8 protein-coding genes and 1 pseudogene are annotated in these 6,729 nt (G+C 62.4%); 5 read left to right on the forward strand and 4 right to left on the reverse strand.

Annotated elements, in window-relative coordinates:
* Positions 1-1,181: AMP-binding protein (locus tag EN893_RS12945; RefSeq protein ID WP_164900832.1), on the reverse strand; the 1,181-nt coding region annotated here is incomplete at its 3' end.
* A 143-nt stretch (positions 1,182-1,324) separates the two neighbouring features.
* On the opposite strand from EN893_RS12945, the gene EN893_RS39200 reads away from it, so the two are divergent.
* The 5 genes from EN893_RS39200 (at position 1,325) to EN893_RS12965 (ending at position 4,318) form a co-directional block, all read left to right on the forward strand.
* Positions 1,325-1,528 (forward strand): hypothetical protein, encoded by a 204-nt coding sequence (locus EN893_RS39200; RefSeq protein WP_236383301.1) that lies wholly within the window; start codon positions 1,325-1,327, stop codon positions 1,526-1,528.
* A gap of 5 nt (positions 1,529-1,533) precedes the next feature.
* Entirely contained in the window at positions 1,534-2,172 is a 639-nt protein-coding gene (locus EN893_RS12950; protein ID WP_236383307.1) for a DUF2259 domain-containing protein, read from the forward strand.
* A gap of 441 nt (positions 2,173-2,613) precedes the next feature.
* Positions 2,614-2,901: a PqqD family protein gene (locus EN893_RS12955; RefSeq protein ID WP_164748961.1), complete on the forward strand. Its 288-nt coding sequence runs from the start codon at positions 2,614-2,616 to the stop codon at positions 2,899-2,901.
* Entirely contained in the window at positions 2,901-3,335 is a 435-nt protein-coding gene (locus tag EN893_RS12960) for a lasso peptide biosynthesis B2 protein (protein ID WP_127269700.1), read from the forward strand. Before EN893_RS12955 ends, EN893_RS12960 begins: the two co-directional genes overlap by 1 nt.
* Positions 3,332-4,318 carry a serine kinase gene (locus EN893_RS12965; protein ID WP_127269702.1) on the forward strand — a complete coding sequence of 329 codons (987 nt, stop codon included), beginning with the start codon at positions 3,332-3,334 and terminating at the stop codon, positions 4,316-4,318. Before EN893_RS12960 ends, EN893_RS12965 begins: the two co-directional genes overlap by 4 nt.
* A gap of 217 nt (positions 4,319-4,535) precedes the next feature.
* Here the strand turns inward: EN893_RS12965 and EN893_RS12970 are convergent, their stop codons facing one another.
* The 3 genes and pseudogenes from EN893_RS12970 to EN893_RS12980 form a co-directional block, all read right to left on the reverse strand.
* Positions 4,536-5,495 carry a glycosyltransferase family 4 protein gene (locus tag EN893_RS12970; RefSeq protein WP_127269704.1) on the reverse strand — a complete coding sequence of 320 codons (960 nt, stop codon included), beginning with the start codon at positions 5,493-5,495 and terminating at the stop codon, positions 4,536-4,538.
* Positions 5,492-6,349, reverse strand: a complete 858-nt coding sequence (locus EN893_RS12975) for a glycosyltransferase family 2 protein (protein WP_236383302.1) — start codon at positions 6,347-6,349, stop codon at positions 5,492-5,494. Before EN893_RS12975 ends, EN893_RS12970 begins: the two co-directional genes overlap by 4 nt.
* A gap of 122 nt (positions 6,350-6,471) precedes the next feature.
* A pseudogene (locus tag EN893_RS12980) lies at positions 6,472-6,729 on the reverse strand (hypothetical protein); the annotation flags it as partial.

The following is a 6,729-nucleotide window of genomic DNA, read 5'->3' on the forward strand; positions in this document are numbered from 1 at the left end:
CAATGGTCGACCACAGGCACATTCAGCTTCTGCTCCGCCCATTTGATGGTTTCCGGGTCGGCGCGCTCGCCGGCAAGAAACAGCGTGCGGAACTTCGAGAGGTCGTATTTCGCAATGAACTCGCCCTTCGGGTCCTGCCCCTTGATGGCGCGGAACGCGGTCGGTGCGGTGAAAAGGGCTACGACACCATGCTCCGCTATCACCCGCCAGTAGGTGCCGGCATCGGGCGTGCCCACAGGCTTGCCTTCGAACAGGATGCTTGTGCAGCCATGCAGCAGCGGTCCGTAGACGATGTAGGAATGGCCGACCACCCAGCCGACATCGGACGCCGCCCAGAACACCTCGCCCGGCTTGACGCCGAACTCGTTTTCCATCGTCCATTTCAGCGCGACCATATGGCCGCCATTGTCGCGCACGATGCCCTTGGGCTGGCCGGTCGTGCCCGATGTGTAGATGATGTAGAGCGGATCGGTGGCCAGCACCGGCACGCAATCGACATTGGCGCCCGCTGCCCGTTCGCGGGCGACGGCATCGGCGTAGTCGATGTCGAAATGCTCCTTCAGCTCGCAGCGCAATTGGTCGCGCTGCAGGATCAGGCAGGCGTCCGGCTTGTGGCGGGAAATCTCTATCGCCTTGTCGAGCAACGGCTTGTAGGCGACGACGCGGCCTGGCTCCAGGCCGCAGGATGCCGAAATGATCAGCTTCGGCCTGGCGTCGTCGATGCGGGTGGCAAGCTCATGCGAGGCAAAGCCGCCGAAGACCACCGAATGCACGGCGCCGATGCGGGCACAGGCCAGCATGGCGATGGCCGCCTCGGCCACCATCGGCATGTAGATGATGACGCGGTCACCCTTACGAATACCACGGTTCTTCAGCACCGAGGTGAGTGCAACCACCTCGCGCTTCAACTCGGCATAGGTGAACTTCCTGATCGTTCCTGTGATCGCGCTGTCATGGATCAGCGCGATCTGGTCGGCGCGCCCGCCCGCGACATGGCGGTCGATGGCGTTGTAGCAGGTGTTGCAGGTGGCGCCGGTGAACCAGCGGCCATAGACGCCAGCCGTGGCGTCGAACACCTTGTCCCAGGGCGAATACCAGTCGATGGCGCCGGCTGCGTCCGCCCAGAAGCGTTCCGGGTCGCGTTTCCAGCCTTCATAGACCTCGTGATAGCGTGAAGCCATCCATACCTCCCCAGGAATGATTTTCTTCCCTCCAGATAGCGCGCTCTACCCTTGGCCGCAAATGCACGCCATTGTACGGCCGATATCGACCTGGCGCTTGGGGGCAAGCAGCTATGAAATTGCGATTCCAGATTGGAGTGGGGATGTTTGCTGCTGTGCGGATCATCGGGCGCCTTGCGCTCCCATTGGTCATGGGTGTCGTGCTCGCGATCTCCGCTGGAACCGCTCAGGCTGGCGATGCCGCGGCACGGCACATCATCGGCTTTTCGCCGGATGGCGCTTATTTCGCCTTCGAGCAATATGAACGCTCGACGCCGGCGCCTCGGACTCTGGCTGGTCGCAGATAGACATCATCGATACCCGCACGGATCAGCTCGTTGGCGGTAAGCCGATCCTCGTCGTCGACGAGACGGAGGAGGCGACACTGACGCTGGAGCAGGCGAGGGCGCAGGCCGCCGCTCAGGCGGCGCCCATTCTCGCCCAATATGCCATCACATCCCCAGCCGAGCAGGCGGCTTCCGACAAGTTCACCTTTCCGGGCGAAATGGTTGCCTACAACGACATTTCTCACCTCGAGCAGGTGTCGCAGAAATGGCTGGCGCCGCTCCATGGCGAAACAGGCATTTCGACCATCCAGCTCGACGAAATCCTGGCGGCCAGCACGAGCGATTGTTCGGCGAGTTTCGATGTGACGCGGCAAGGCGACCAGCTACTTCAAGAGGAAAAGCCACTTCAGGGTGAGAAGGCGGGCAAGGCCCTCGGCTTCCGGCTGACGCTGCAAGGCCAGGATGGCAAGCCGTTCAAAATCCTGCACGAGGACAAGACCGTGCCGGGCTCAAGAAACTGCCCGACCTCCTACAGCCTGTCGGAATCCTACGAACTCACCCCGGCCGGCAAGCCGGCGGTGATCGTTGTGCTGGTGCAGCGTTTCAGCCAGGGTTTCGAGGGGCGCGATCGCCGCTTCCTCGCGGTGGCCGGGCAGCCACGCTGAGAGGTTACGCCCAGGCGCCGGCAGCCGCTGTGTCTGAAGGTTGTTTCTAGATCGGCAGGGCCACAAGCATGAGGCCAATGCCGCCAGCGATCAAAATGGCTGTGGCCAGCGCTTTTCTGTGACGTTCGAAGCTCGTCGGAGCCCGCTCCCAATTGTAACGCATACGCTATCTCCCCAATACCCAGACAGGTTTTACCTTACTTAGGGGAAGAAATGCAACGTCCGCTGCCGGCAGGCCCGCTGCTTGTCACATTTCATCGATGACTATTTCTGGGACGAATGCGGCCGGGAAGACGCAACCGAGCAGGTTCTAACGCGACTGGCGCGGAGAATCCGTCAGCAAAGCCGTTGGTCCGTGCACTGGGCTCCCATGATCGGCTGATAGACAGCGCTCCACCTCCGCGCTATCTGATTTCCGGGATGAGCGTGGCTTGGAGGGGCGTGGTGGAAATAGTCTCTGGAACCGTTCTGCGGCTGGCCGAGGATGCCTCGGTGCAGCATGTGGGCGATGGCGCAGTCGTGCTTTTGGCGCGCAGCGGCCAGCTTTATACATGCAACGGCACGACCGAAGCCTTTCTCGGCAAGGTGGACGGCGCGCGCAACCTCGACCAGATCGTCGATCTGCTTTGCGAGGAGTTCGAGGTCGACAAGGGGACGCTCGATCAGGACATGGCGGCACTGGCCGCGGATCTGATCTCTGAAGGTATCCTCGCCGCGCCAGGTGCTTGATGACTGACGGCCCGCTCCTGCGCGCTCTGTTTCGCTGCCATCTCTGGGCAAGCGCGCGGCTGATGCCGGTCTTGGTCATCAACCGGAGCTTCGAGGAGGTGCTCGAATGGGCGCCGCTCGCCTCGTCGACGCCCTATCGCGGTCTGCCGTCCGCCTACATAGTCGCCAGCGTCAACCGCGCCGTCCGCCGTCCCTGGCTGATGCGTGACCGCAGGTGCCTGAGGGAGGGTCTGCTAGGTCATCGTTTCCTGCGCCTGGCCGGCTTCGATCCAGACCTGCGCTTCGGCATCGATCCGCAGTCGATGCAAGCGCAGCGCCTGGCAGCGCATTGCTGGGTCTGCCTCGATGGCAGGCCGGTGGTCAGCGACAAGCTTCCCGGCATGGTCGAAATCTATCGTCATCATGCCGATGCCATAAAGGCGCGTCCCGCTTGACCAGACCTTCAGCCTGCTATGGCCTCAACGGCCTGATCCTTGGCATATCGGCCGAGCGCCCGGAGCTGTGGCAGGATTTCGACCGGATGCTGGGCAGCCTGCGTATCGCGGAACCCGTCGAGCCGGACTTTCGTCTCGAAATCGCCGAGACAGACACCTTGGACGAGGCACCCAACGGATCCCTCGTCTTCGATGGCGAGGTGCCGGAGGATGGTCCCTGCCGGATGTTCGAGGATAGTGGTATCATCCATCTGGTCTTTCCCGAGCGTCAGACCGTTGCCATCAACGGCGTGGCGGGCTGGGCCGAACTCCGGATCCGCCCTGGCGCGAAAGCCGCGTGGACACCGGCAATGCTGGTGCTCGACGCCGCGCTCGACGCCGGTGGCCAGCATATGCTGCACACTGCCGGCTTGACGTTGCCGGACAGCGATGCGGTGGTGCTGATCCATGCTCCGAGCGGCACCGGCAAGACCACGACGTCACTCGCGCTGGCAATACAGGGCTTTGGCCTCTGCTCCGACGACGCCATGATCGTGCATGCCACTTCGGGCAAGGTCGTCGCCTGGGGTCTGCCGCGCGCCGTCAAGATCCATCGGAAGACCGCGGAGATGATCCCGCAGGTGGCGCCCTGCCTTGGCCAGACCTGGGATCGCAATGGCGAACAGCCCATCTCGCTAGAACGGCTGGAGGATATCATCCGGGTGGAAAACGCGTCCGCCCGGCCGGTGGCGGCCCTTCTGCACCTGGCGCGTTCCGCCGGAAGCCAGAGCCGGCTCGTCGCCATGGCCGGCACCGACGCAATGGTGGCACTGGCGGTGGACAACGTCCGCACCGGTATGACCGGGCTGCTGCCGATGCAGAAACGCCGGCTGGCGACCATCGCCGGGGTGGTCAATGCGGTGCCGACCTTCCGGTTGGAGGTGGGCGCGCGCCCGGCTGACGCTGCGGCACTGATCAGCGCCGCTCTGACGACTCGGGACTGAATACCCCAGGCAACGTGGGGCCGCTATTCCTTGTTCCCAAGGGCGTGGGGATAGCGTGTTTCGGAGTGCTTCTACTTCGCAGTTTTGCGCAAAAACAACGATTTCAGCGCAGCGCCGCCTCGTTATCCTTGCTGCGCGAGGTACGGAAGAGCAAGGGTCCGGGAAAACTCGAATGGCGCTACAAAGGTCAGGTTTGGCAGGGCACACCCGAAGCCGCTCATCTCATGGGCCCGACAGCTCCGCCCGCAGTAAGCAACGAGGCAAACATGCGCGCGTAGTTCTCCGCCTGCACGCCCCAATCCCACTCTTGGATCGTCTCGATCATGCGGGCGGCCATCCTCGACCGGAGCGATGGCGTGTCCCGCAACAAGGCTAGCTTGTTCGCAAGCCCCTCCGCAGTTCCATCGAAGAACAGCCCGTTGTCGCCATCCCGAATCAGCTCGGGCATGTTTCCCACACGGGTGGTCACCAAAGGGACACCGCACGCCGCCGCCTCCAAGCAAGGATTGGGAGTGCCTTCGCTGAGGCTGGCGCAGACATAAACGTCGAGATCCCGATAGAAGCCGGGCATCTCGTCATGGCTACGCCAGCGTTGCTCGCGAATCGCCGTCAGTAGGCGCGCGCCCGGCACGGCCGCTACCGCGGGCTCGATGACGTCGTGGAAGCCGCGATGTGCTGGACCATGGTTGCCGAGACTTCCCGCCCATCCGACACGGAGCTCGCCAGAACCGGGTTGTGGCTCTTGTGCGGGACAAAAGAACGTCGTGTCGACTCCATTGGGCGTGTAGTGGACCGGAACACGCAGTAGAGGACCGTATTCGTGCTCGAGCTGCCGATTGTTGACAAAGACAGCGCGCGCCAGCCGGTGCAGGGCGGCGAGCCCGGGCTCGCGGAATTCGCCCTCCAGCTCTCTGTGGCTGCAGATCCCGATGAGCAGCCTGTCAGACCGCCTGGCGAGGGCCGATTCCGGCAGGGGCAGCTTCGAGATCTGGAGCCAATAGAAGATGAGCACGATGTCCGCCGTGTTCACGTCCGACTCAGTCACATCATGTTGAAATCGTTGGACGATCTCGAACCTTCTTTCCAGCACGCGCCGGAGATTTTGGGTCTTGCGATCAATCGCCCAGCCGGGTCGATCCGCGATCGCCAGGACGCGGGGGAGGTGTACCTCATTCACGAGGCGTACCGCTCAAGCCAGTGCGCCGACCATGGATTGGCCTCGTCCAGATCGTCGTCCGTCGCGCTGGCGCGCACCTGGCTGGCGTCCGGCAGCAGAATATCCTCTGATCGCAAGCGGGGTCGCCATCCGTGCCAGCCACGACCAATGACCTCTTCGCTCAGAAACCGGCGGCCAGCATACTTGCATGCGGCGTGCTCTGCGCTAAGGAACAGATAGTGCTTCATGCGAAAACGCTCGGAGTAAAGCCTCACCGGACCCGCGAACCGTACGAGATGGCCGCCTGACCACGCAATCTCCATGGGGCCGTCCTGTTTCTTGTAGGCACGGACGCAGTGTGGGGAGGTTGGCCGGAACGGGTAGTAGGTGCGCAGCGTGTGTTGATAATCGGGATTGTCGTGATCGGGAGCTTCTCTGGTAGGAATGAACGTAAACTCGGAAGATTCGATCGCATTGAAGCCGAGTGCGTCGGCTGCCGCAATGGCGGAGACCAACGATGAGTACGAAGTCGGCGGAAGGTGGATCTCGTCAGCGTCAACATGCATGAACCAGTCTGCTTCGAGCGACTGAAACAGTTCCTCTTTGCGACGAAGAAGGTGCTCCCAGCAATACCAGCCGTTATGCGGGATGGTTTCGAATCCTATCAATCCGGCTCCGCAGTAGCGCTGGGCAATCTCAAGCGTTCGGTCCGTCGACTGATTGTCGCAGATGTAGACCTGTACGCCTTGACGAAAGAGGTTCTCGAGACATCCGGCGACGAACCGTTCTTCGTTCCGTGTCGTAAGGACCGCGACGACTCGCGGGGAACTCCGATCACGCGCAGCATTCGCAATGTGGGTATTGAGATCGGCCAAATTCCTCAATCCTTCGTCGTGTGCTTCCCGACGCAGGCTAAAGACTCAAAGCGGCCAAGCCAAGAGCGCCATCACTTTCCGACCTGAGGTGATGGCGCGACGCTTTTCCGGGAGAGAACGTCTCACACTTTTCCTGGAATTGCTCTCGCCCTGGCCAGCCGTTGGATCCAGCGGAAGGCGTCGCGGCGTAGGCGCGAACCAAGCTTATCCCTGGAATTGACGCCGAGCAGCGTATTCGTGGTGATCAACCGCCTGGCCAGCCGTATGGAGAGATCGGGTTTGATGCGGCCGGCGAGTTCGAGCGCGCGGCTTTCGTCGAACAACCGGCCGGTCACATCGAGCACGATTGCCAACTCGAGCTCGATGCCGGTGGTACGGGC

The sequence above is a fragment of the Mesorhizobium sp. M7A.F.Ca.CA.004.04.2.1 genome (genome assembly GCF_004022825.1).
Classification (GTDB): Bacteria; Pseudomonadota; Alphaproteobacteria; order Rhizobiales; family Rhizobiaceae; genus Mesorhizobium.

Bases quoted from the DNA above. Each gene is read 5' to 3' on its own strand.
- EN893_RS39200 (WP_236383301.1), top strand. From the start codon at position 1,325: ATGTTTGCTGCTGTGCGGATCATCGGGCGCCTTGCGCTCCCATTGGTC.
- EN893_RS12960 (WP_127269700.1), top strand. From the start codon at position 2,901: ATGACTGACGGCCCGCTCCTGCGCGCTCTGTTTCGCTGCCATCTCTGG.